Below are 20105 nucleotides of genomic sequence, written 5' to 3'. Positions count from 1 at the left end.
AAATGGCTATAAAAACATGCCGAAAACTGAAAAGAGGAGGAGACCGTCAGATGAATTCATCTCAACGCTTCTCGAAGCTATCGACGAGACTGAACGATACGGTCCGCGCTTCGTTTCAAGAATATCGTCTATTTTGGATATTTACGTTATTGCTTTGGACGAAGACGTATATCGTCTATCAATTTTTCTTCAACATTCCGATTGAAAACACCGCACAAGCTTTTATCCTACTGATTAGCCCGATCAGTTCGACATTATTCTTGTTTGCTTTCCATTTCTTCTTTAAAGGAAACAAACAAAAATGGGTGCTCTACACGCTTTACGCGCTCGCATCTTTCATCTTGTTTGCGGATGCCGTATATTATCGTGAATTTACGGACTATTTAACGATGCCGGTCATTATGCAACCATCGAACATGGAGACGCTGTCGACATCGTTCACATCACTTCTTGAATGGAAAGACTTAATCATTCTTGGTGACGTTTTTGTCTTACCGTTTATCTTATGGCGTATGAATATGAAAGAGAATGCCGCTTCACATCGTCGCGCACTCGTGACGTTCGTTGCAGCAGTATCGGTATTCTTGTTCAACCTTTCATTGGCGGAAACAGAACGTCCGGAATTGTTGACTCGTTCATTCGACCGTGAGCTATTAGTGAAAAACATCGGAACATTTAACTTCCATGTGTATGACGCGATGCTTCAAACGAAAACATCTGCTCAAAAAGCGATGGCTGACGAATCAGAGCTTGCAACGATTGAACAATTCACTCGTCAAAACTATGCTGCACCGAACCCTGATTTATTCGGTAAGTATAAAGGGAAAAACGTGATTGTTGTGTCGTTCGAATCTGCACAAAACTTCACACACAATATGAAAGCGCCGAACGGTGAATTTATCACGCCAAACTTGAACAAACTGATTGAAGAGTCTCACTATTGGCCAAACTACTACCATACAGTAGGTCAAGGGAAGACATCAGATGCGGAGTTTGCGCTCGATAACTCGCTATATGGCCTACCGCGTGGTGCTGTATACTTTACGAACGCGGACAACGAATATCAAGCACTTCCAGAGTTGATTAAAGAAGATAACTATTACTCAGCCGTCTTCCATGCGAATAATAAATCGTTCTGGAACCGCGACCAAATGTATAAAAATATTGGTGTCGATCAATTCTTTGATGAGAAGAGCTACGATCTCGGAAATCCAGAAGACATGACAGAATGGGGCCTCCTAGATGATAGTTTCTTCGAACAATCGATCCCGATGCTTCAAGAGTTGCCAGAGCCGTACTATGCGAAGTTCATCACATTGACGAACCACTTCCCATATACGATGCCAAGCGAAGACTATGAACTTGTACCGAAGTTCGAGACAAGTTCAACAACGTTAAACAACTTCCCGCAGGCACTTGCATATCAAGACTATGCACTCGGTCTCTTCATCGATCAATTGAAAGAGAACGGAATGTGGGAGGATACGATTTTCGTTGTTTATGGTGACCACTACGGTATCTCGACGAACCACAACAATGCGATGGCAGAGTTGCTTGGTAAAGAAGAGTTGACACCATATGATGTGGCGAAATTACAACAGGTTCCGTTTGCGATTCACTTGCCGGATCAAGAAAAAGGTGAAGTGCATGAAACGATCGGAAGTCACGTCGACATGAAACCGACAATCTTGCATTTACTTGGAATTGATACATCGGACACAATCGGATTCGGGAATGACTTGTTCTCTGAAAATCGAAATAGTCGTGCAATCTTCCGAGATGGTACGGTTGTGACGGATGAATATGTATGGACACAATCAACTTGTTATAATGCTACTTCTGGAGAAGTGGTTGAGGACACAACGCTGTGCGGTCCAATGACGGAAGAAGCAGAAAAGATCTTACAAATGAACGATGATTTGATCTATTCCGACCTTCTCCGCTTTAAAGAACAAACGAATGAATAACCTAAAAACGAACCAAACCACTATGTGATTTGGTTCGTTTTTTATATCGAGGAATTATAGGCACAAAAAAAGCGACCGAAGTCGCTTGATGATTGCTTGATACAAATCCATTAACCTGGAATACCGCCGTAGATCAACGTGGCAACACCAAAGAATCCGAATACGAGTACAGTTAAACCTGCAACTGCGAGTGGAAAGAATTGGCGTTTTTTGAATGAACGAATCATTCCCCATACAGCCACAATCGCGACGATGACAGAAATCCATCCGAACGGTTCATACAAATGCATGACGAGTTCCCCCTTTAATTATACGTCATGAAATTCATAAAAATTTCACTGAAATATCATTATTATTTTATCCGATTATTGAGGCGCTGTCGAGTAAAGGTTGACATCGATACAATTTTGCCACAATATTGTTTTGAATGAGAGGGGGATCAATCATATGCAAGTGAAGAAGATTACGTCAGGCTTAGCGCAGGAGAATGGATACGTCCTTGAAAAAGAAGGTAGTGTCGTCATCATCGACCCAGGAACGGATGACCCAAGATTTTTCGAGGTGATTGATCGTCTTGGTACACCCGCTGCGATTTTGTTGACTCACGCCCATTTTGATCACATTGGAGGAGTGGATGCACTCCGCGAACGCTATAAAGTTCCAGTATATGTCCATCGTCTCGAAAGTGATTGGTTGACGAATGGAGAAAAGAACGGAGCGCACGCTTTCAATCTTCCTGTACCGGCGATGAAGCCGGCTGAAAAGGTATATGAAGGCGATACGTTGACTATCGGCAATTTTACATTCGATCTTTATCACACCCCTGGTCATTCACCAGGTAGCGTCGTGTTATACATGGCGGATGAAAAGATTGCGTTTTGCGGTGACTTGATTTTTAAACAATCAGTCGGTCGTACCGATTTATTCGGAGGCGATCAGGCAACGTTGATGGGATCCATTGAACGCATGAAGCACTTGATTCCGGGTGCGACGGTTCTTTATCCAGGTCACGGACCAAAAACAACGCTTGAAGAAGAGAAGCAAACAAATCCATTCTTCAAGCAATAAAAAAGATTGTCTCCGACGAGACAATCTTTTTTACATTTGGAAGTTGCTCCAATACGTAAAGACAACGAAGAAAATTGTCAAATACGCGCCGAAGACGTATACATATGTTTTTTCAGTAAGCTTTAAGTAGCCAAGTGCGACGAAGAAAATCGTTTGTGCTAAGAAGACAAGTCCCATAACGATAAAGTCACCAGTATGTTCACTACTACTTTGGTCGCCGCCTAGTGCGCCTACGAAAGCAAGTGCCGCCACTAGCCCAGTCCAGAAGCCTAGGACACGAAACATTCTTGCCATGTTAATCCCCCCATACGTGCATTATTCCATTCTCATTCACTATTTTACCAACACATTCGAAAAAATGCTATGGAAACGTGAGAATTGAGCAAAATAATCGTGAAAAATATGTGAAATCAATACGGAAAATAAAGTTGTACAAAATTTATAAAAAAGTTGTACAAAATATGTACAAACAGGGTATAAGAGATGTATAATCAACTTATACAAAATGAGCGAAGTGAAAAGTTGAAATGAGGAGGAACATAAAATGGCATCAGAATTAATGTTTTACACGTACCCGAGCTGTACTTCTTGCAGGAAGACGAAAGCGTTTTTACAAGAACAAGAACTTCAAGTGAGTGAACGTCACATTTTCAGAGATGCACCGACTGTCGACGAATTACTACAACTTCTTGCGATTAGTGAAGAAGGTGTAGATTCTCTTCTTGCTACTAGAAGCCAAGCCTTCAAACAACTCGACGTTGATGTTGAGGATTTGAAGCTGAGCGAACTACTCAAACTGATGAGTGAAAATCCAAAATTGTTAAAACGTCCGATTTTAACAGACGGAAAAGAAGTCATTGTCGGTTATGACAAGGTTTCAATCGAAACATATGCACGTCGTCATCATGTCGTTTCGACACAAGTTTCATAAGACAAGTCCACTTTCAATAGAGTGGGCTTTTTTTTATGCTGTTCTCGAGGTGAGCGGAATGAAGGAGCTTATTGAACAACTGATGATTGTGGCGAGAGAGGCGGGGGCAAGCGATCTTCATTTTATACCGAGTACGCATGAAGTGAAGATCCAAATCCGATCAGATATGAGACTGCTTGATCTTCAGTCGATGGATATCAATCAATACGACCGTCTCACACTTCATATGCGATATTGGTGTTCGTTACCGGACACGAATCAACGTGTGCCTCAGTCAGGCGTGTATGAACTTGATCGAGAAGTCATCCGCGTAACATTTCTCCCATCATTTACTCAAACATTGATGTCCTGGAGGGTACCAAATCAAGCGTTTGAGCTTCATCACTTGTTGAGACCAGGGGACGTTGAACGTTTTCAAGAAATGTCTGCATCGCGACATGGTCTCCTGTTAATCGGAGGTGCTACTGGTGCGGGCAAGACGACAATATTGTATGCGCTTCTTAATCACTTAAAGCGTGAGCGGGTCGTCACGATTGAAAATCCTCCAGAACAAAAGATTGATGGGGTGATTCAACTCGAGGTGAATGCAAAAGCAGGGTTGAATCATCGACAGTTATTAAAAGAAACGTTACGTGCCGACCCAGACATCATTGTAATCGGAGAGGTACGGACAGAGGAAGAGTTAAACGTCGCCTACGATGCTGCACTCAGTGGGCATTTGACGATTACTACGTTTCATACAGCGACGATTCAGGATGGGGAGAAACGGCTTGAACAATTGCTCGGAAAATCGTCAGTAACAAGACATTGGTGTGTACTAACGCGTGATCAGGAGGTGACGTGTGAATGGGCAACGCTTCAGTAAAACCACCGATTCAATTGATTCACCGTTTTCTGCGTCTTCAATCCCGAGGTGTATCGTTGAAAGCCACAATGGAAACACTTGAATATCATGAAAAAGGAAACAGGAAAGCGGATGTTCAAGAGATGAGGGCACAACTTGAATCTGGTACTTCTTTAGCGGACGTGTTCTCGCTAATCATCACAAATCGCCAAATGCAAGAAATATTGATGACAGCCGATCGGAACGGGCGGTTTATGGATGGGTTATCTCAAGTCGTTTTAGTTTTAGAAATGCGGATGCGGTTGAAGGAAAAATTGAAGCGACTCATTCGGTATCCTTTAATCATTTTCTTTATCCTGCTCGGTCTTGGGATGGTCTATGCGTTGTACATTTTCCCAAAGCTGATGGGGATGGTTGATGTGTCCACATATGAGGGAGCAGGTTCAATTTTACTATCGAAATGGTTCTTTCCAGCTCTGTTTTCTGTATTTGTGATGCTTGGGATCACGGTCTACATGCTGCATCGACGAGGTGTAGAACTACCGTTTTACATATGGAACCGTGGTAAAACTCTGTACCTGACTTATTTGTTTGTCAGCGAATTGTCGTTATTACAACAGACGGAAACGAACATCAGGCAAATTATCAGTCGTCTCGCTAATGAAAAGGGGGAGATGGCTGAAATGGCAAATCGGATTCACAAACGGTTGTCTGCCGGTGAAGGAATCGAAATGGCAGTCAAACAGGAAAGATTTATTGACTATGAAGTTGTCAGCTTGTTAGGAGTAGGGTCGATGAGTGGAGAACTCGGTGAATTGATGTCACTTCATCGAGAACTAGTATTCGAAGAAATGGAACAATATAGTCGTCAATTGATCGAAAAAGTAGAGCCGGCACTTTATGGAGTGCTCAGCGTCATGGTTGGCACCTTATTCTATACGCTTTATTTGCCTGTAAAACTTATCATGGCTCAATTATGAAAGGGGACATTCACATGAAGGAAGAACAAGGATTCACGCTTGTTGAGATGGCTGCAGTCTTACTCATTATTTCAATTTTACTGTTATTGCTCGTGCCGACGCTGACAGAAGGAAAGTCACGGGCGGACCAAGTGAGTTGTGAGGGAAGTGTCCGAATCGTAGAGTCAGAAATCAATTTACACTATGCCGAACATAAATCATACCCTGCCACATTAGAAGTGATTAAACGTGCTTCTGAAACGGATCCACTAGTGTATAGTTGTCAATCGTCAGCCTACACGTATTCTCCACTTGATGGTTCGCTGAAGAAACAATGAAAGGCTATACGTTTGTCGAGATGGCGTGGGTACTCGTGATCATTTCCTTCCTCATACTGATCAGTAGTCCTGTAGTGAAGCCTTTTGAGCGACTTGAACTATTTGATTTTACAGATACGTTAGTGACGAATATTCAAGAAGCGGGACAATACCCGTACATTTCGGAAAATGGAAGTTGCGTGCCAAAGTTGATTTGGGTGGCTAAACAGAGAAGGTATTTGATCATGTGTGGAATGACGTTAGTGCGAAGGGTGGACGTACCGGAAGGAATCATTGTTTATCTTCCGACCTACAATACCATCACCTTCTCCCAGGCAACAGCTTCCTATGCAGGACAGTGGAAATTTGTCAGTGGGAAAACATCCGTCACGTTTAAATTTCGACTTGGAACGTATGAACCGGAGGTGATCATCCATGAAGGGGGATGAGAAAGGATTCTCGTTATGGGAAGTGAGTGTGAGCTTAGCGGTCGTGATGGGCTGGATACTCATTCTGACATCGTTTGTGACGGAAGGGAATGACCAAGTCGTAAGGTTGCGTGACACGTTGTTCATTTATGAACGATTACAAGGAGAGGTGCTGCTTGAAGCCGCTGAACCGACTGGGCGTGAAGAAGTGTGTGAAAAGGGTTTTTGCTTACCGACGCTTTGATCCGGGGTTTACCATGTTAGAAATGACGGCAGTATTGTTGATTCTTCCCATCTTTATATTATTGTTGGTCGAATTGCTCACGCTTGGTCAACGCCTTTACGAACAACCGAAGTGGGAACACCATACGACTCCCCAACTCATTGTGCGTCGCTTGCAGAACAGCAAAAATTGTCGCGTCGATGAGGGGCGATTAAGAGGTGATTTTCTTAAGGTAGATGAAGAAGTGTGGCCATGGACAATCAAACAGTTGAACGGGAACTTGGTCATGGTCGGAGACGGAGGAGGGAACTTGTTATTTTTAAGAGGAATCGATCAGTATCGCGTCGAAACGGTCGGTATGGGATTTCGAATCTCTTGGAAAGATTCAACTTTCGAGAGGGAGCGGTACGTCATGTGTATGAAAGAGGATTCTTTCTAATCACTACGTTGACAATCGTCGTGTGGTTACTTGGTATTGCATTATTTTGGTATACTGATGTAGAACGAACGACGAGACGAATCTCAGATGAGATATTGGCCATACGTTTTGAATCCCACTTGTTATTGGCGAAAGAACGCTGTGGCAATCAACCGGTAACGCTCACCAAACCGACGGGTACGGTGATGTGTCGTCCGATTGCACCGAATCGAACGGAAGTGGAGATGGTGTTGATATCTGGTGAACGTCATAAAGAGGTGATTGCTTATGAATAAGAAACCGTTTTATATCGTGGGATTTATGGGTACAGGTAAGTCTACCTTGTTCAATTTTATAAAGGAACATGGAGACGTCGTGGACATTGATGAAGAAATCGAAGCCTGGATTGGAACCGACATCGCTACATATTTTGACCAATACGGGGAGTCAGCGTTTCGTGACGTAGAATCAAAAGTGCTTCAGCGGATCGATGCTGACTTTGTCCTCACGGGTGGTGGTATTGTCGAACGCTCTGAAAACATACGTTGGATGCGCGAACACGGTAAAATCATTCATTTAGACTTACCATTTGAGGAATGCTGGGCACGGATCAAAGATTCGGATCGACCGCTGGTGAAAAAAGGAGAGTCAGAAGTTCGGGCATTATACAACCGACGGACCACTCTTTATCAGGAAGCGGACGAGACGATTGATGCGTCTCAGACACCGCGGTGTATTGCAGAACAGATTATCCGGATGAAGGAGGAAAAAGTATGATTTGGATTAACCTTGCAATTCTTTTATTCGCCATCATTGGACTTGGTGTATATGGATATTTGTTATTTAAAAAACAGATGAAGCCGACGTTTGGAAGATTAAACCGTTTGACGGAACGATTTAAGATTCGTGCTGACGTCATCAACCAACAAGTCACTGAAATCAAAGGGCATGTGGACGCGGTCAACCGTTCCGTTACGCAAATCAAAGATTTCGGCATCAAAGCTAAAGACGAATCGATTGAATTGAAACAGGCGGCAGTCGGGCTGACACATGAAATCAAACGTACAGCGGGAATCGAACGCTCTGACGTTTCCACCGAGACAAAAATATGAAATAATGAGGATGAAAACGTTTTCGTTTTTCATCCTTTTTCTTTTTCGCTTTTTTAACTATGCAGAAAGAATAAAAATTGTTAAAGTGGAATGGAAAACGAAAGATTTCAAAAACAAAAGCATTTTATGTTCGGGATTGGGGGATATTATGGAAAAGGTTACTTTGAAACGTACGCCTTTGTTCGAATTGATTGAACCGAAGGCGAAGATGGTTGATTTTGCGGGGTTCGAAATGCCGATAATGTTTTCTTCGATCAAAGAAGAGCATCAGGCTGTACGTCAAAACGTGGGGATGTTTGATGTATCTCACATGGGAGAAATTCGGGTTGAAGGACCGGACGCTCTAGAACAAGTGCAGAATCTTGTGACGAACGATGTCTCAAAGATTAAAGTCGGTCAAGCGCAGTACAACCTTCTCTGTCTCGAGAATGGTGGCGTAGTGGATGACTTACTCGTTTACCGGTTAGATGAAGATGCTTATTGGCTCGTCGTCAATGCCTCGAATATCGAAAAAGACGAGGCGCACATTCGTCAATTTGTTAGTGGCGACGTCACGGTGACGAATGAGTCTGATGAATATGGCCAAATTGCCATTCAAGGTCCAAATGCGGAAGCTGTTCTTCAAACGATTACGAACGTAGCGCTTGACGAAGTTGGTTTCTTTAAATTTATAAACGGCGATGTGGCGGGTGTTGCTTCGATCATTTCGCGAAGTGGTTATACGGGAGAAGACGGATTCGAGATTTATGCGCGGGCAGAAGGGATCTCAGCAATCTGGGAAGCGCTTGAAGCAGAGGGTGTTACACCTTGCGGGTTAGGTTCACGAGATACGCTACGGTTTGAAGCGTGCCTTCCGCTCTATGGGCATGAACTAGATGAGTCGGTTACTCCGTTCGAGGCGAACCTTAATTTTGCGGTCAAATTAGATACGGACTTTATTGGAAAAGAGGCGCTCGCCACACAAAAAGAAAACATCCCGAACCGGATGGTGGGCTTGAGATTGCTTGGTCGCGGAATCGCACGTCAAGGCGCGCAAGTAGAAGTCGATGGGAACGTCGTTGGAGTCGTTACTACTGGTACAATGCCTCCGACAGTCAATGAGTCGATCGCCTGGGCACGTGTGGATGCACGGTATAAAGATGAAGAGCGATTTGTTATCGACATTCGTGGCAAAAAGATTGAAGCCGAACGCGTACCGACACCTTTCTATAAACGAACGAAATGAAACAGGGGGATTCAGAATGAATAGAATGGAATTTCGTTATTTACCGATGACCGAACAAGATGAGCGAGACATGCTTCAAACGATTGGAGTGGATTCCATCGAATCGTTGCTCGCGGATATTCCAGAGTCGCTTCGCGAAAAAGCGTCGCTTGCAGCAATCGGGTCACCACTTCCGGAAGTGGATCTCGTTCGTCATATGACGAAACTAGCGGATAAGAACAAACATACAAAGTCATATCCAAGTTTCCTCGGAGCCGGGATGTATGATCATCTTTCACCGACCGTGATGAACCATATGCTTTTACGTTCTGAATTTTATACGGCGTATACGCCATATCAACCTGAAATCTCACAAGGTGAGCTTCAGGCGATGTTCGAGTTCCAGACGATGATTTGTGAGTTGACCGGGATGGATGTCGCAAACTCGTCGATGTATGACGGAATTACGGCTCTTGCTGAAGCGACTTACCTAGCGAGTGCGCAGACGAAGAAAAAACGCGTTGTCGTTTCTGGAGCGGTACATCCTGAAGCGAAAGATGTCATTCGCACATATGCGGATGGTCCAGGACTTTCTGTCGAATATACAAACGTCACAAATGGGGTGACGGATGTAACTGACCTCGATTTAACAGATGCTTCATGTCTAGTCGTACAATATCCGAACTTCTACGGTCGTATTGAAGATTTGGAGCAATTGGCGAAACAAGCGCATGATGCAGGTGCACTGTTCGTCGTATCAAGTAACCCGCTTGCATTAGGCATTTTGGAATCACCAGGTGCGCTTGGAGCGGACATTACGGTCGGGGATGCTCAACCGTTCGGGATTCCACAAAGCTTTGGTGGTCCGTCTTGTGGTTATTTTGCAGTGAAGAAGTCGTTGATGCGTAAACTACCTGGTCGACTCGTAGGACAAACGGTAGATGAGGATGGAAAACGTGGATTCGTCTTGACGTTACAGGCGCGTGAACAACACATTCGTCGTGACAAGGCAACCTCAAACATCTGTTCGAACCAGGCGCTCAACGCATTGGCCGCCTCGATCACGATGTCCGCTTTAGGGAAATATGGCATTCGAGACATGGCTGTCCGGAATATCCAAACAGCCCATTACATGAAAGAAGCATTGAAAGCAGCAGGATTTACAATCGTTGACGAGGGACCAATGTTTAATGAATTTGTTGTTGATTTCGGACGCGATGCAGAAGAAGTATCTCGTCACTTGCTTGAACATGGAATGATTGGTGGACTTCCGCTCGGAACGTATGAAGAAGAGCGCCAGTCACAGATGCTAGTCTGTGCGACAGAGTTACGTACAAAAGAAGAGATTGATCAGTTTGTCGAAGTGGTCGGGGGGATGAAATGATGCAACACGAACAAACGCTAATTTTTGAAGTATCACGTGAAGGACGAACAGGATATAACTTACCGACGCCAACCGTTCCGGAAGTTGACCTCGAGTCATTATTGCCGGCGACGATGATTCGAAAAGAAGTGGCTGAACTTCCTGAAGTATCTGAGCTCGATGTCGTTCGTCATTACACGGCGCTCTCTACACGAAACCATGGAGTAGATTCAGGATTTTATCCGCTTGGTTCTTGTACGATGAAATATAATCCGAAAGTGAACGAAGATATGGCGCGCCTTCCTGGATTCGCGCACATTCACCCATTACAGCCCGTTGAAACGATTCAAGGTGCGCTTGAACTCATGGTCGACTTACAAGAGCAACTTGCGGAAATCACTGGGATGGATGAAGTGACGTTGCAACCAGCAGCAGGGGCGCATGGCGAATGGACAGGGCTCATGTTGATCAAAGCGTTCCACGAACGCAATGGGGATACGGCTCGTACGAAAGTACTCGTTCCAGACTCGGCGCACGGAACGAACCCAGCTTCTGCCGTCGTTGCTGGATTTGAAACGGTGACGGTCAAGTCGGATGAGCGTGGTCTGGTTGACTTGGATGATTTGAAATCAAAAGTTGGTGCAGACACGGCTGCTCTCATGCTGACGAACCCGAATACGCTCGGATTGTTTGAGGCGGACATCCTCGAAATTTCAAAAGTGGTTCATGAGGCTGGTGGAAAGCTTTATTATGACGGTGCGAACTCGAACGCGATTCTTGGAATCGCACGTCCAGGAGACATGGGCTTTGATGTCGTTCACTTGAACTTGCATAAGACATTCACGGGTCCTCACGGCGGTGGTGGTCCGGGTTCTGGTCCAGTAGGGGTAAAACGTGATCTGATTCCGTTCTTGCCAACGCCGATCGTCACGAAGACAGATAAAGGGTTCGGCTTAGACTATGATCGTCCACACTCGATTGGTCGAATCAAGCCGTTCTATGGAAACTTCGGGATCAATGTTCGCGCGTATAGCTACATTAAAACGATGGGAGCAGAAGGATTGACGCGTGTATCGCGTGAAGCCGTGCTCAACGCGAACTATATGTTTGCTCGATTGAAAGATGCCTTCGACGTACCATACGATACGTATTGCAAGCATGAATTCGTCTTGTCAGGGAAGCGACAAAAGGCACTCGGTGTCCGTACGCTTGATATCGCGAAACGATTGCTCGACTTCGGGTATCACCCACCGACAATCTATTTCCCATTAAATGTGGAAGAGTGTATTATGGTGGAACCGACTGAAACCGAATCAAAAGAAACGCTTGATGCGTTCTGCGATGCGATGCTTCAAATTGCAAAAGAAGCGGAAGAAAATCCAGAAATCGTACAGACGGCCCCGCATACGACGGTCGTTAAGCGTATGGATGAGACGCTCGCTGCTCGGAAGCCTGTTTTAAAATATGAACGTCGTGAGGCGTCATCCGTGAAATAAAAGGAGCGGGTCGATTCAATCGACCCGCCCATTTTTATGCTTTTTTAATTTTGCCTTTCCAGTTCTTGAAGCCGCCTTCAAGCATGTAGATATTGTTATATCCATTTTTCATGAGTAGTTTGGCCGCCTGGTTAGAACGTGAGCTTCCTTGGCAATAAATTAAGATCGGTTGGTCTTTACGTAATTCTTTCATACGCATCTTGAGTTGACCGACCGGGATGTTTCGAGCACCGACGATGTGACCACCTTTGTATTCATTCGGTTCACGTACGTCAATCAATTGCCCTTTGCGGAGTGAAGCACGGAATTCTTCTTGTTTCATTTTTTTCAACCCGCGAGCTGGCATGAAGCGCCATACGATGTAGGCGATCAAGGCAACCCATAGGAGGATGACGAGGATTGTTTCGATTCCCATAGATGTTCTTCCCTTCTCTTTCAAAGTTACCATATCTCATTATAATGAATTTAAGGTCACGAGACAATGATTGACTGAATGAATCGGGGCTTTCCCTTTCGATTTCAGCTTCGTTAGGATAAAATATAAAGTGGAAACCGGAACATTAGGGGAGGTCGTGCCCATGCCGACACCGAGTATGGAAGATTATTTAGAACGGATTTATTTACTTATGTCAGAAAAAGGATATGCACGTGTTTCTGACATTGCCGAACATTTAGGAGTTCATCCCTCCTCTGTCACCAAAATGGTTCAAAAGTTGGACCGTGAAGAATATCTGGTGTACGAAAAATACCGCGGTCTCATGCTTACGAAGAAAGGTCAAAAAGTAGGGAAACGACTCGTCGAGCGCCATGCGATGCTCGAGTCTTTTTTACGTCTGATTGGAGTCGACGAAGCGGATGTATACGAGGATGTGGAAGGAATCGAACATCACCTCAGTTCAAATACGCTCGATTGCATGACGCAGTTTGTGGAATTTTTTGAAGACAAACCTGAACTAATGGATCAATTCAGAGAATTTCGTGAGCAAGAGCGAGCAGCAGAAGAATAATGTGTAGAAAACGTCAATTTCTTACGATTGACGTTTTTTTGTAGGGTAAACAGGGCTTAAATACGAACGAAAACACCTATTTTATCTACTAATGTATATTTTTAAGTTGGAAATATGATAAGATGAATCGTGGATTCACTAAATAGGGGGTGACGGCGAACATTCGCCGAGCTGATGGACATTCAAATTAAAGGAAAGCTGTTTGATGAACAGCAAATTCGAAATCGGGTACAAGAATTAGCAGAAGAAATTGAGAAAGACGCAAACGGGACGCCTATTGTCATTGTTGCGGTCTTAAAAGGGTCAATGGTATTTGCTGCTGATTTGATGCGTTATATGAAAGGGAGTGTACAACTCGACACAGTCGCGACGTCTTCTTACGGGAAAAAGACCGTTTCGAGTGGGAGTGTACAACTACGTAAAGACCTTGACTTGGATGTGGAAGGAAAGTATGTCGTGATCATCGAGGACATCATCGATACAGGGCAGACGTTGAAGTTCTTGTGCAAACATATGGAACTCCATCAACCGAAACAGCTAAAAATCTGTACGCTTCTCGATAAACCAGCGCGACGTCTCGTGCAATTAGATGCAGACTATGTCGGCTTTGAGATTCCGGATGAGTTTGTCATCGGGTATGGCATCGACTATGCCGAGCAGTATCGCAACTTACCATACATCGGATATGTAGAGACAACGTAAAAAGGAGCGCCGCGGCGCTCCTTTTTACATGTTGGCTTTCTTTTTCTTCTTCCCTTTTTTTCCTTCGATCACGGTGAGGTGCGGGGGATTGCTTCGATGTCCGTTCGATCGTTTGGACAACTTCGTGACGTTCGAACCCGGCTTCTTGTGTTTCTTATTCTTCACGGATGCGGAAGGTTTGACTTGAGGTCCACGGTTCCCTTGCATCCGTTTCTTAGAGGCTTGAGCGGTTTTACGATAGCGCATATCCTCTGGGGACATACGTCGTCCGATGAAAACGCGGTAGATCACATAAAAGACTAACCCGAATATCCCGATGAACAACAATTGTCTAAATAATCGACCGGGATCGGTGGCGAGCATATGCCCGACCCCGATGAAGCCTAAGATAAACACGATTGTTGCAGCGGTTGAACCAATTCGTTGTCTGATCATGGTGCTTCCTCCTCTTATCCCTCTCTATGAATGACCGATTCTCCTAACTCTTTACGTTCCCATGTCTCGAATGCTTCGATTGCGACTTGAATCTGTTCATCGCTCGGCTCTCGAGTCGTCAATAGCTGGAGTGACAGACCCGGTTTTCCGAGGAATGAAAGGAAGCGATGTTCACGGAAACGGTTGGTGAATTGTAGGACTTCAAATGAGATTCCGATGACGACAGGTAAGAGCGCGATTCGGCTGACGAGTCGTAGCCAAAGTGGATCGATTGGGACGATCATGTACACGCCAATCCCGACGAAAACGGTGAACAAAATGAAGCTCGACCCACAACGGTAATGAAGACGTGAGCTCTTTCGAACTTGTTCGACCGTAATCGGACGTCCGGACTCATAACAGTTGATGACCTTGTGTTCAGCCCCATGATACTGGAAGACGCGTTTAATGAGTGGCGTCAACGATATCAGATAGAGGTAACTGAGCAACAATACTAATTTTATTCCCCCTTCAAGGAGGTTTTGAACCACGTGTCCGGAAAATAACGGCACGTCTTGAAACATCGAGGCAAGAAGAGCTGGAGTCACGTTAAAAATCAACTTCCCAAAGACATAAGAAATCACACCGATGATGGCAATGAAGGCAATCATCCACATGCTCTGCTTCTGTTCCTCGTTCGTACTGACATCTTCACTCGGGTCGACGTCATAACGATCGCTTGCAAAATTCATATGCGCTGATCCGTTCTTCAGTGATTCATATAATGCGACAATTCCTCTCAAAAACGGTACCTTTTTCAACGATTGGACCCACGGGACGAGGATGCGCGCTTGCTCGAACGTTTCGATGGAACCGTCTTTTCGCCGAATGGCGGATGCGCTCTCGGAGCGGCCTTGGAACATGACGCCTTCCACGAGTGCCTGTCCTCCGACAGGAATGTTTGGTTTAGAATTCATTCACTTTCCTCGATTCTTACAGAGTTGTACTTGAATTATACCGCGATTTATAAAAAAAACGAAAGGGCGGAAGGCTCGATTCACGTTCTTTCGATAAATTTGTTACAATAGATAAGACTTGACGAACGAGGGGGAAGAAGATTGCGGATTCTAGTGTTGAATGGTCCGAATTTAAATTTATTGGGTCGCCGTGAACCGAACGTGTATGGGGACGTGTCGTTAAAAGGTTTAGCTGCCGAATTGATGCTTGCTGCACCGGATGACGTCGAACTCACTTTCATTCAATCCAATCACGAAGGAGCGTTGATTGATGCGCTACATGATGCCTACGACTATGAAGGTGTCATTTTGAACGCGGGTGCTTATACGCATACATCAATCGCGATTCGCGATGCCATATCTGCAATCGCTGCCCCGGTCGTTGAAGTACATATCTCGAACGTGCATGCTAGAGAATCGTTTCGCCACGAGTCAAAACTCGCTGGCGTATGTCTAGGTGTCATTACCGGCTTCGGACTGACGAGTTACACGTTGGCACTGCATGCACTAATCGAACATTGGAGGAATCGACATGATTGAACGCGTAAACAAACTGCAAGCACAGTTAGAGGCAAACGAGATTGACGCATTGCTCGTCACAAAACGGGAGAACATTCGTTACTTATCAGGCTTCACCGGATCAAGCGGTGTGATTGTTATCACGGCGAAATCTGCAAGCTTTATCACAGACTTCCGTTACACGGAACAGGCGAACGATCAAGTAAAAGGGTATGACATCATTGAACTTGATACGTCACTCATCAAATCGGTAGCAGATGTTGTGTCACGTGAGTCAATCGCACGCCTTGGAATCGAGCAAGACGCGATGACAGTCGGTCAATATCGCGCTTATGAAAAAGAAGTGGATGCAAATCTGATTGAGACGTCTGGAATCGTTGAAAAACTGCGCTTGATTAAGGATGAATCAGAGATTAAGATTATGAAGGAAGCTGCGGCAATCGCTGATGCAGCGTATGCACATATCCAGACATTCATTCGTCCGGGTCGTACCGAGAGAGAAGTCGCAAACGAACTCGAAATGTTCATGCGCTCAAAAGGCGCTGATTCGTCATCGTTCGATATGATCGTTGCCTCTGGTCTCCGCTCGGCACTTCCGCACGGCGTTGCGAGCGATAAGGTCATCGAATCTGGCGAACTTGTCACACTTGATTTTGGTGCTTACTATAAAGGGTACTGCTCAGATATTACGCGTACACTCGCGGTAGGACCGATTTCGGACGAGTTGCGTCAAATCTATGACACAGTGCTTCGTGCCCAACTCGCTGGTGTGGAAGGTACACGTGCTGGCATCACAGGGATTGAAGCTGACGCATTGACACGAGACATTATCAAAGAAGCAGGATATGGTGAATACTTCGGCCACTCGACAGGTCATGGTCTTGGCATGGAAGTGCACGAGGCACCTGGATTATCATTCCGCTCGGAAACAGTACTCGAGCCAGGGATGGTCGTCACGATTGAACCGGGTATTTACATCAACGGTGTCGGCGGTTGCCGAATTGAGGACGATGTCGTCGTTACGGAAGACGGATGTTACCGTCTGACGCAGTCGCCAAAAGAGTTAATTACGATTGAGGCTTGAGTCTCGTCTGAATTTAGGAGGAAATCAACATGGTATCAGTTAACGATTTAAAAACAGGATTGACAGTCAAAACATCTGACGGTTCGATTTGGCAAGTCATCGAATTCCAACACGTAAAACCAGGTAAAGGTGCAGCATTCGTTCGTACAAAAATGCGTAACTTGCGCAACGGAGCGATCCAAGAAACAACGTTCCGCGGTGGAGAAAAAATCGAACGTGCGCACATCGAGCGTAAGCGTATGCAATATCTCTATCCAATGGGCGACACGTATGTCTTCATGGACAATGAATCATACGAGCAACTTGAGTTGACGAGCGAGCAAGTGAAAGCAGCGCTTCCTTACTTGCTTGAAAACATGGAAGTCAGTATCGCGGACTACAATGGTGAGATTCTTGGAATCGAGCTTCCGACGAGCGTAGTGTTGACAATCATCGAAGCAGACCCAGGCGTCAAAGGGGACACAGCATCGAACGTGAAGAAAAACGCGACAGTTGAAACAGGTCATGTGATTCAAGTACCACTTTTCATCGAGCCAGGTGAAAAAGTGACAGTTGATACACGTACTGGAGAGTTCATGGGTCGTTACAACGGTTAATCTGAAAGAGTGTTCATTCGAATGAATGGGCACTCTTTTTTTCTCGTTGCATTCATTGGTCTGACCAGTTATAGTGAAGAGGAGATTAGTACCAGGTATAAACAGGGGGTAAGAAAGATGCAAATCGATCAAATCAAAGAGCTCATTCAACTATTGGACCAGTCAACGGTTCATGAAATGGAGCTTGAAACATCTGATTTCAAACTGTCATTAAAGAAAGAAGCGCAAGCGGTCATGAGCGCGCCTGTGATGCAGACACAAGCAATCACGCCACCTGCGCCTGCTCCTCAAGCAGAAGAACATCAAGAACAATCGACGCCAGAACAAGCGTCTTATCGTACAATCACCTCTCCAATGGTCGGAACGTTTTATTCCCGTCCAGCTCCGGATAAAGAAGCCTTCGTCAACGTAGGTGATCGAGTGGAGTCAGGACAAATCGTCTGTATTCTAGAGGCGATGAAACTGTTTAACGATGTCGAAGCGGAAATCAGTGGCGAAATCGTAGAAGTGCTCGTCGCAGATGGCGATCTCGTCGAATTTGGTCAACCGCTCTTCAGCGTGAAGTGAGGTCGTTATGAAATTATTAATCGCTAACCGTGGAGAAATCGCGGTTCGAATCATACGTGCTGCAAAAGAATTGAATATTCCGACGGTCGCTGTTTTTTCAGAAGCAGACCGTGAAGCGTTACATGTTCATTTGGCCGACGAAGCATACTGTATTGGACCAAATCCGTCCAAAGACTCGTATTTGAACATTCCAAACATCTTGTCGGTCGCATGTGCCGTTGACGCGACGATGGTGCACCCTGGATATGGATTTTTAGCTGAAAACGCTGAATTTGCCGAGATGTGTGAGGCGTGTGGCATTCAATTTGTCGGGCCGAGTAGCTATGCCATCCGCAAGATGGGAATCAAGGATGAGGCCAAACGAACGATGATCGAGTCAGGTGTGCCAGTCGTCCCGGGTTCTAGCGGTGTCGTCACGGATGAAGAGGCCGTGGAACTTGCGCGCGAGATGGGCTATCCGGTCATCATCAAGGCAACGGCAGGTGGTGGGGGACGCGGTATTCGGGTCGCCCGAAACGAAGACGAACTCATTCAAGGGTTGATTGCGACGCGCAAAGAGGCGAAGCAGGCGTTCGGTAACGGAGACGTGTATCTCGAGAAATTTATCGAGTCGTTCCGTCACGTAGAAGTGCAAGTCCTCGCTGACCAATTCGGGAACGTGATTCATTTAGGAGAGCGCGACTGCACGATTCAACGACGAATGCAAAAGCTCGTTGAAGAAGCCCCTTCGCCTGCAATTGACGAAGCAACACGTCAAATGATGGGAGATGCGGCAGTCAAGGCAGCGAAAGCGATTCAATATTCTGGAGCGGGAACAATCGAGTTTATCTATGTTCCAGAATCCAATGAATTCTACTTCATGGAAATGAATACGCGGATTCAAGTCGAACACCCGGTCACGGAGATGATCACCGGATTCGATCTCGTACAAGCGCAATTAGAAGTTGCGCTCGGACATCCGCTCGCCATCTCACAAGAAGACATCACGTTCTCTGGACATTCAATTGAATGCCGGATTAACGCAGAAGACCCGTTCATGGACTTCCGTCCGATGGCGGGAAAAATCGATCAATACATCGTCCCAGGTGGTATGGGTGTTCGAGTGGACAGCGGTCTATATGCAGGAGCGATGATCCCTCCGTTTTATGACTCGATGGTCGCCAAGTTGATTGTACATGCACCGACGCGTGACGAGGCGATTTTAAAGATGTTACGCGCTTTAGACGAGTTTACGGTTTCGGGAATCAAAACGACGATTCCGTTCCATCAACAAGTAATGGCACATGAACAGTTCCGAATCGGTACATTTGACACGAAATTTGTCGAAAAAGAAATGTCATTGGCGAAATAACAACAACCAGGAAGCCCGAACATTATTTCGGCTTCCTGGTTTTTTGTACTGAATTTATGAGTGCTTTATGCTAAACTATCACAATGAAAGCATGTAAAAGGAGAGTAACTGAATGAAACGTCATGAAGCACGAGAGAAAGCGATTCAAACGCTTTTTCAAATCGAAGTATCTAAATTAGAGGTGGACGAAGCCATCGAATTCGCATTGGACGGTCAAGAGTCTGATCCGTTTTACGAACAACTCGTCACAGGAACGCTAGAGCATCAAGAGGATATCGACGCTTTGCTCGTCGAAAACTTGAAAAACTGGCGTTTGGATCGTCTAGGCAATGTCGAACGTACGATTTTACGTATGGCGACGTTTGAATTACTATACGTTGAAACGATTCCAGAGAACGTTACCATCAACGAGGCGGTCGAACTCGCGAAATCGTTCGGAGACGAAGAAGCCGGTAAGCTCGTAAATGGCGTACTCGGCAACATTATTAAAGAAGACTAAAAAATAGAGATAAGACACCA

General features: G+C 45.3%; 28 protein-coding genes. 23 read left to right on the top strand and 5 right to left on the bottom strand.

Going from position 1 to position 20105, the window contains the following annotated elements; genetic code table 11:
* Positions 1 to 50: 50 nt before the first annotated feature.
* Positions 51 to 1967, top strand: a complete 1917-nt coding sequence (locus LCM29_RS05735; RefSeq protein WP_214747979.1) for an LTA synthase family protein — start codon at positions 51 to 53, stop codon at positions 1965 to 1967.
* A gap of 110 nt (positions 1968 to 2077) precedes the next feature.
* Here the strand turns inward: LCM29_RS05735 and LCM29_RS05730 are convergent, their stop codons facing one another.
* Positions 2078 to 2257 carry a DUF2759 domain-containing protein gene (locus LCM29_RS05730; protein ID WP_074033323.1) on the bottom strand — a complete coding sequence of 60 codons (180 nt, stop codon included), beginning with the start codon at positions 2255 to 2257 and terminating at the stop codon, positions 2078 to 2080.
* A gap of 157 nt (positions 2258 to 2414) precedes the next feature.
* Here LCM29_RS05730 and LCM29_RS05725 point away from each other — a divergent pair, with 157 nt between their 5' ends.
* Positions 2415 to 3035, top strand: coding sequence for an MBL fold metallo-hydrolase (locus tag LCM29_RS05725; RefSeq protein WP_214782374.1), 621 nt, complete (start codon positions 2415 to 2417; stop codon positions 3033 to 3035).
* 30 nt (positions 3036 to 3065) lie between these two features.
* Here the strand turns inward: LCM29_RS05725 and LCM29_RS05720 are convergent, their stop codons facing one another.
* A complete protein-coding gene (locus LCM29_RS05720) occupies positions 3066 to 3329 on the bottom strand; it encodes a DUF2626 domain-containing protein (protein ID WP_012726597.1) in 264 nt (87 codons plus the stop codon).
* A gap of 250 nt (positions 3330 to 3579) precedes the next feature.
* On the opposite strand from LCM29_RS05720, the gene LCM29_RS05715 reads away from it, so the two are divergent.
* The 13 genes from LCM29_RS05715 to gcvPB all read left to right on the top strand — a co-directional run bounded on the left by LCM29_RS05715 (position 3580) and on the right by gcvPB (position 12330).
* Positions 3580 to 3966, top strand: coding sequence for a Spx/MgsR family RNA polymerase-binding regulatory protein (locus tag LCM29_RS05715; protein WP_074033321.1), 387 nt, complete (start codon positions 3580 to 3582; stop codon positions 3964 to 3966).
* Between the two features lie 58 nt (positions 3967 to 4024).
* The gene (locus tag LCM29_RS05710; protein WP_224861444.1) at positions 4025 to 4831 is read left to right on the top strand and encodes an ATPase, T2SS/T4P/T4SS family; all 807 of its coding nucleotides are present in this window, start codon (positions 4025 to 4027) and stop codon (positions 4829 to 4831) included.
* Entirely contained in the window at positions 4813 to 5790 is a 978-nt protein-coding gene (locus LCM29_RS05705; protein ID WP_224861442.1) for a type II secretion system F family protein, read from the top strand. The genes LCM29_RS05710 and LCM29_RS05705 overlap by 19 nt, the downstream gene beginning before the upstream one ends.
* A 14-nt stretch (positions 5791 to 5804) precedes the next feature.
* Complete coding sequence (locus LCM29_RS05700; RefSeq protein WP_214782380.1) at positions 5805 to 6107, top strand: prepilin-type N-terminal cleavage/methylation domain-containing protein; 303 nt, start codon at positions 5805 to 5807, stop codon at positions 6105 to 6107.
* Positions 6104 to 6535, top strand: a complete 432-nt coding sequence (locus LCM29_RS05695) for a prepilin-type cleavage/methylation domain-containing protein (protein ID WP_214782383.1) — start codon at positions 6104 to 6106, stop codon at positions 6533 to 6535. Before LCM29_RS05700 ends, LCM29_RS05695 begins: the two co-directional genes overlap by 4 nt.
* Positions 6522 to 6758, top strand: coding sequence for a hypothetical protein (locus LCM29_RS05690; protein ID WP_224861440.1), 237 nt, complete (start codon positions 6522 to 6524; stop codon positions 6756 to 6758). Before LCM29_RS05695 ends, LCM29_RS05690 begins: the two co-directional genes overlap by 14 nt.
* A gap of 13 nt (positions 6759 to 6771) precedes the next feature.
* Complete coding sequence (locus LCM29_RS05685) at positions 6772 to 7176, top strand: hypothetical protein (RefSeq protein WP_224861438.1); 405 nt, start codon at positions 6772 to 6774, stop codon at positions 7174 to 7176.
* A complete protein-coding gene (locus tag LCM29_RS05680) occupies positions 7152 to 7451 on the top strand; it encodes a hypothetical protein (RefSeq protein ID WP_224861436.1) in 300 nt (99 codons plus the stop codon). The genes LCM29_RS05685 and LCM29_RS05680 overlap by 25 nt, the downstream gene beginning before the upstream one ends.
* Positions 7444 to 7932 carry a shikimate kinase gene (locus tag LCM29_RS05675; protein WP_224861434.1) on the top strand — a complete coding sequence of 163 codons (489 nt, stop codon included), beginning with the start codon at positions 7444 to 7446 and terminating at the stop codon, positions 7930 to 7932. Before LCM29_RS05680 ends, LCM29_RS05675 begins: the two co-directional genes overlap by 8 nt.
* Complete coding sequence (locus LCM29_RS05670; RefSeq protein WP_214748009.1) at positions 7929 to 8267, top strand: hypothetical protein; 339 nt, start codon at positions 7929 to 7931, stop codon at positions 8265 to 8267. Before LCM29_RS05675 ends, LCM29_RS05670 begins: the two co-directional genes overlap by 4 nt.
* Before the next feature lie 148 nt (positions 8268 to 8415).
* On the top strand, positions 8416 to 9492 hold the full coding sequence (gcvT, locus tag LCM29_RS05665) for a glycine cleavage system aminomethyltransferase GcvT (protein ID WP_224861432.1): 1077 nt from the start codon (positions 8416 to 8418) through the stop codon (positions 9490 to 9492).
* Positions 9493 to 9517: 25 nt separating this feature from the next.
* Positions 9518 to 10855 carry an aminomethyl-transferring glycine dehydrogenase subunit GcvPA gene (gene gcvPA / locus LCM29_RS05660; protein WP_214748283.1) on the top strand — a complete coding sequence of 446 codons (1338 nt, stop codon included), beginning with the start codon at positions 9518 to 9520 and terminating at the stop codon, positions 10853 to 10855.
* The gene (gcvPB, locus tag LCM29_RS05655) at positions 10855 to 12330 is read left to right on the top strand and encodes an aminomethyl-transferring glycine dehydrogenase subunit GcvPB (RefSeq protein ID WP_412093970.1); all 1476 of its coding nucleotides are present in this window, start codon (positions 10855 to 10857) and stop codon (positions 12328 to 12330) included. Before gcvPA ends, gcvPB begins: the two co-directional genes overlap by 1 nt.
* 34 nt (positions 12331 to 12364) lie before the next feature.
* On the opposite strand, the gene LCM29_RS05650 is transcribed toward gcvPB, so the two are convergent.
* Positions 12365 to 12745, bottom strand: coding sequence for a rhodanese-like domain-containing protein (locus LCM29_RS05650; protein ID WP_083600098.1), 381 nt, complete (start codon positions 12743 to 12745; stop codon positions 12365 to 12367).
* A gap of 163 nt (positions 12746 to 12908) precedes the next feature.
* Between LCM29_RS05650 and mntR the strand changes: the two genes are divergently transcribed.
* Both mntR and hpt read left to right on the top strand, forming a co-directional pair.
* Entirely contained in the window at positions 12909 to 13337 is a 429-nt protein-coding gene (mntR, locus tag LCM29_RS05645) for a transcriptional regulator MntR (RefSeq protein ID WP_074033309.1), read from the top strand.
* 174 nt (positions 13338 to 13511) lie between these two features.
* Positions 13512 to 14039 carry a hypoxanthine phosphoribosyltransferase gene (gene hpt / locus LCM29_RS05640; protein ID WP_074033308.1) on the top strand — a complete coding sequence of 176 codons (528 nt, stop codon included), beginning with the start codon at positions 13512 to 13514 and terminating at the stop codon, positions 14037 to 14039.
* Positions 14040 to 14063: 24 nt separating this feature from the next.
* Here the strand turns inward: hpt and LCM29_RS05635 are convergent, their stop codons facing one another.
* Together LCM29_RS05635 and LCM29_RS05630 are read right to left on the bottom strand one after the other, a co-directional pair.
* Positions 14064 to 14474, bottom strand: a complete 411-nt coding sequence (locus LCM29_RS05635; RefSeq protein WP_214748021.1) for an SA1362 family protein — start codon at positions 14472 to 14474, stop codon at positions 14064 to 14066.
* A 14-nt stretch (positions 14475 to 14488) separates the two neighbouring features.
* Positions 14489 to 15430 carry a DUF1385 domain-containing protein gene (locus LCM29_RS05630; protein ID WP_214748024.1) on the bottom strand — a complete coding sequence of 314 codons (942 nt, stop codon included), beginning with the start codon at positions 15428 to 15430 and terminating at the stop codon, positions 14489 to 14491.
* 141 nt (positions 15431 to 15571) lie between these two features.
* On the opposite strand from LCM29_RS05630, the gene aroQ reads away from it, so the two are divergent.
* The 6 genes from aroQ to nusB all read left to right on the top strand — a co-directional run bounded on the left by aroQ (position 15572) and on the right by nusB (position 20085).
* Complete coding sequence (aroQ, locus tag LCM29_RS05625) at positions 15572 to 16009, top strand: type II 3-dehydroquinate dehydratase (RefSeq protein WP_214748027.1); 438 nt, start codon at positions 15572 to 15574, stop codon at positions 16007 to 16009.
* On the top strand, positions 16005 to 17072 hold the full coding sequence (locus tag LCM29_RS05620; RefSeq protein WP_214784012.1) for a M24 family metallopeptidase: 1068 nt from the start codon (positions 16005 to 16007) through the stop codon (positions 17070 to 17072). The genes aroQ and LCM29_RS05620 overlap by 5 nt, the downstream gene beginning before the upstream one ends.
* A gap of 29 nt (positions 17073 to 17101) precedes the next feature.
* Positions 17102 to 17668 carry an elongation factor P gene (gene efp, locus LCM29_RS05615; RefSeq protein ID WP_214692975.1) on the top strand — a complete coding sequence of 189 codons (567 nt, stop codon included), beginning with the start codon at positions 17102 to 17104 and terminating at the stop codon, positions 17666 to 17668.
* A gap of 117 nt (positions 17669 to 17785) precedes the next feature.
* A complete protein-coding gene (gene accB, locus LCM29_RS05610) occupies positions 17786 to 18235 on the top strand; it encodes an acetyl-CoA carboxylase biotin carboxyl carrier protein (protein WP_224861428.1) in 450 nt (149 codons plus the stop codon).
* A 7-nt stretch (positions 18236 to 18242) separates the two neighbouring features.
* A complete protein-coding gene (gene accC / locus LCM29_RS05605) occupies positions 18243 to 19586 on the top strand; it encodes an acetyl-CoA carboxylase biotin carboxylase subunit (protein ID WP_224861425.1) in 1344 nt (447 codons plus the stop codon).
* A 112-nt stretch (positions 19587 to 19698) separates the two neighbouring features.
* Positions 19699 to 20085, top strand: a complete 387-nt coding sequence (gene nusB, locus LCM29_RS05600; RefSeq protein WP_214692966.1) for a transcription antitermination factor NusB — start codon at positions 19699 to 19701, stop codon at positions 20083 to 20085.
* Positions 20086 to 20105 lie beyond the last annotated feature (20 nt).

The organism is Exiguobacterium aestuarii, from assembly GCF_020171655.1.
In the GTDB taxonomy this organism is placed as follows: Bacteria; Bacillota; Bacilli; order Exiguobacteriales; family Exiguobacteriaceae; genus Exiguobacterium; species Exiguobacterium aestuarii_A.
This window is presented reverse-complemented; position numbering and strand designations above follow the sequence as displayed.

What these genes read in the sequence shown, in the direction of transcription:
- LCM29_RS05735 (WP_214747979.1), top strand. Translation starts at nt 51, where the DNA reads ATGAATTCATCTCAACGCTTCTCGAAGCTATCGACGAGACTGAACGAT.
- LCM29_RS05730 (WP_074033323.1), bottom strand. Translation starts at nt 2,257, where the DNA reads ATGCATTTGTATGAACCGTTCGGATGGATTTCTGTCATCGTCGCGATT.
- LCM29_RS05725 (WP_214782374.1), top strand. Translation starts at nt 2,415, where the DNA reads ATGCAAGTGAAGAAGATTACGTCAGGCTTAGCGCAGGAGAATGGATAC.
- LCM29_RS05720 (WP_012726597.1), bottom strand. Translation starts at nt 3,329, where the DNA reads ATGGCAAGAATGTTTCGTGTCCTAGGCTTCTGGACTGGGCTAGTGGCG.
- LCM29_RS05715 (WP_074033321.1), top strand. Translation starts at nt 3,580, where the DNA reads ATGGCATCAGAATTAATGTTTTACACGTACCCGAGCTGTACTTCTTGC.
- LCM29_RS05710 (WP_224861444.1), top strand. Translation starts at nt 4,025, where the DNA reads ATGAAGGAGCTTATTGAACAACTGATGATTGTGGCGAGAGAGGCGGGG.
- LCM29_RS05705 (WP_224861442.1), top strand. Translation starts at nt 4,813, where the DNA reads ATGGGCAACGCTTCAGTAAAACCACCGATTCAATTGATTCACCGTTTT.
- LCM29_RS05700 (WP_214782380.1), top strand. Translation starts at nt 5,805, where the DNA reads ATGAAGGAAGAACAAGGATTCACGCTTGTTGAGATGGCTGCAGTCTTA.
- LCM29_RS05695 (WP_214782383.1), top strand. Translation starts at nt 6,104, where the DNA reads ATGAAAGGCTATACGTTTGTCGAGATGGCGTGGGTACTCGTGATCATT.
- LCM29_RS05690 (WP_224861440.1), top strand. Translation starts at nt 6,522, where the DNA reads ATGAAGGGGGATGAGAAAGGATTCTCGTTATGGGAAGTGAGTGTGAGC.
- LCM29_RS05685 (WP_224861438.1), top strand. Translation starts at nt 6,772, where the DNA reads ATGTTAGAAATGACGGCAGTATTGTTGATTCTTCCCATCTTTATATTA.
- LCM29_RS05675 (WP_224861434.1), top strand. Translation starts at nt 7,444, where the DNA reads ATGAATAAGAAACCGTTTTATATCGTGGGATTTATGGGTACAGGTAAG.
- LCM29_RS05670 (WP_214748009.1), top strand. Translation starts at nt 7,929, where the DNA reads ATGATTTGGATTAACCTTGCAATTCTTTTATTCGCCATCATTGGACTT.
- gcvT (WP_224861432.1), top strand. Translation starts at nt 8,416, where the DNA reads ATGGAAAAGGTTACTTTGAAACGTACGCCTTTGTTCGAATTGATTGAA.
- gcvPA (WP_214748283.1), top strand. Translation starts at nt 9,518, where the DNA reads ATGGAATTTCGTTATTTACCGATGACCGAACAAGATGAGCGAGACATG.
- gcvPB (WP_412093970.1), top strand. Translation starts at nt 10,855, where the DNA reads ATGCAACACGAACAAACGCTAATTTTTGAAGTATCACGTGAAGGACGA.
- LCM29_RS05650 (WP_083600098.1), bottom strand. Translation starts at nt 12,745, where the DNA reads ATGGGAATCGAAACAATCCTCGTCATCCTCCTATGGGTTGCCTTGATC.
- mntR (WP_074033309.1), top strand. Translation starts at nt 12,909, where the DNA reads ATGCCGACACCGAGTATGGAAGATTATTTAGAACGGATTTATTTACTT.
- hpt (WP_074033308.1), top strand. Translation starts at nt 13,512, where the DNA reads ATGGACATTCAAATTAAAGGAAAGCTGTTTGATGAACAGCAAATTCGA.
- LCM29_RS05635 (WP_214748021.1), bottom strand. Translation starts at nt 14,474, where the DNA reads ATGATCAGACAACGAATTGGTTCAACCGCTGCAACAATCGTGTTTATC.
- LCM29_RS05630 (WP_214748024.1), bottom strand. Translation starts at nt 15,430, where the DNA reads ATGAATTCTAAACCAAACATTCCTGTCGGAGGACAGGCACTCGTGGAA.
- efp (WP_214692975.1), top strand. Translation starts at nt 17,102, where the DNA reads ATGGTATCAGTTAACGATTTAAAAACAGGATTGACAGTCAAAACATCT.
- accB (WP_224861428.1), top strand. Translation starts at nt 17,786, where the DNA reads ATGCAAATCGATCAAATCAAAGAGCTCATTCAACTATTGGACCAGTCA.
- accC (WP_224861425.1), top strand. Translation starts at nt 18,243, where the DNA reads ATGAAATTATTAATCGCTAACCGTGGAGAAATCGCGGTTCGAATCATA.
- nusB (WP_214692966.1), top strand. Translation starts at nt 19,699, where the DNA reads ATGAAACGTCATGAAGCACGAGAGAAAGCGATTCAAACGCTTTTTCAA.